Raw genomic sequence first — 1,777 nt, 5'->3', positions numbered from 1 at the left:
CGGAAAAACTGCTGAGTCGCAATTTCATCCAGCATTTTTTGTTCCTGCCTGTCGGCTTTGCGTTGTATTTCCGCCAACTCACGTTCAATCAGTATTTCCATGGCCTTACGTTTTTTCTGCATGGCCAGCAGTTGCTGTAAACGCTGATCAGCATTGGCTTTAGCCTGTTGCACATACTGTTGCTGCGCTGTTAAAGCCGCGTCCAATTTGCCGATGAAATTCAGATATTGATTAAACTGACGGCTCGCCATGCCTTCCTGACCCCGACTTTGGGTTTGCTGGACGTATTCAATCCGGTAATCTGCCAGGCCCTGATATTTCTGTTGCATCGACTGATAGTTCTGCAGCGCAGCTCTGTACTGCGCCTGCAACTTGTCTTCTTTTTCCTGCTGGACTTTGACCAATAGCTGAAGTTGTGCCAATGCCATAACTTATCGTCCTAAATGGGCAGGTAACAGTTTATCCAGTTGTGTCAGACTTTCGTCATAAGGCACCACTTCTTTCATTTCCTGCTGCAAAAAACCACGGATTTTTGGCATCAGAGTCACGGCCGCATCCAGTTGTGGATCGGCCCCTTTGACATAAGCACCGATAGAAATTAAATCTTTGCTTTGCTGATAAGAGGCATAGAGCTGTTTTACAGCACGGGCCAGTTTTTGATGCTCCATACTGGTCACAGCCGGCATGACCCGGCTGATGGATTTTTCTATATCTATGGCCGGAAAATGACCGCTGTCGGCCAACTGACGTGATAACACTATGTGACCGTCCAGAATAGCGCGTGACGCGTCAGCAATAGGGTCCTGGAGATCATCCCCCTCAGACAACACAGTGTAAAACGCTGTAATAGAGCCCTGACCTGCAGCACCATTACCAGCCCGCTCCACCAGCGCTGGTAATTTGGCAAAAACCGAAGGTGGATAGCCTTTAGTGGCCGGCGGCTCTCCCACAGCCAAGGCAATTTCCCGCTGTGCCTGCGCATAACGGGTAATGGAATCAAGCAGCAGTAAGACATCCAGCCCCTGCTCACGGAAATATTCCGCCACCTGCACCGCAGTTTCACAGCCTTTTAACCGCATTAAAGGCGACACATCGGCAGGAGCGGCTACGACTACGGAGCGTTTGCGCCCCTCTTCGCCCAGAATTTCATCAATAAACTCTTTCACCTCACGGCCCCGTTCACCCACCAGGCCAACCACTATCACATCAGCGGCAGTACCGCGGGTCATCATGCCCAAAAGCACTGACTTACCTACACCAGAGCCTGCAAACAAGCCCATCCGCTGGCCTTTACCGACGGTAATAATGCTGTTGATAGCCCGCACGCCCACATCCAGCGGTGCATGAATAGGTTGGCGTTGCAATGGATTAATCGGAGGCTTTTTCGAACCGCCAAATTCCTGACTTAAAATTGGGCCTTTGCCATCCAATGGTTTACCAGCACCGTCAATTACCCGCCCCAGCAGCGCCATGGTCAAAGGCACGCCTTTAAAATCATTCAAAGGGGTCACCTTAGCGCCAGGCACCACACCAGACACATCATCTTTAGGCATTAAAAAAATACGATCGTTGGCAAAGCCCACCACCTCAGCAAATAGCTGGCCTGAGGCCGTTTCAACATGGCAAGTCTGCCCTATAGCCGCAGTACAGCCCGTCGCCTCCAGAGTCAAACAAGGGTAATTCAAAGCCTAAAGCCACTTCACGCTCAGTGCTGTGCTGCACTGAGCCTGCAACTTCGCTGGATAAACCCCGGACAAAACGGCTGTTTTTATTTTGC

At 50.8% G+C, this 1,777-nt stretch carries 2 protein-coding genes; both read right to left on the bottom strand.

Annotated elements, in window-relative coordinates; translation table 11 throughout:
* The coding region (gene fliJ / locus SD53_RS12505; RefSeq protein WP_046520551.1) for a flagellar export protein FliJ at positions 1 to 428 on the bottom strand (428 nt) is incomplete at its 3' end.
* A 3-nt stretch (positions 429 to 431) separates the two neighbouring features.
* Positions 432 to 1,685: a flagellar protein export ATPase FliI gene (gene fliI, locus SD53_RS12500; protein WP_046520550.1), complete on the bottom strand. Its 1,254-nt coding sequence runs from the start codon at positions 1,683 to 1,685 to the stop codon at positions 432 to 434.
* Between the last annotated feature and the right edge of the window lie 92 nt (positions 1,686 to 1,777).

Origin of the sequence: Rheinheimera mesophila, from assembly GCF_000986865.1 — a bacterium.
Taxonomy (GTDB): domain Bacteria; phylum Pseudomonadota; class Gammaproteobacteria; order Enterobacterales; family Alteromonadaceae; genus Pararheinheimera; species Pararheinheimera mesophila.
This window is presented reverse-complemented; position numbering and strand designations above follow the sequence as displayed.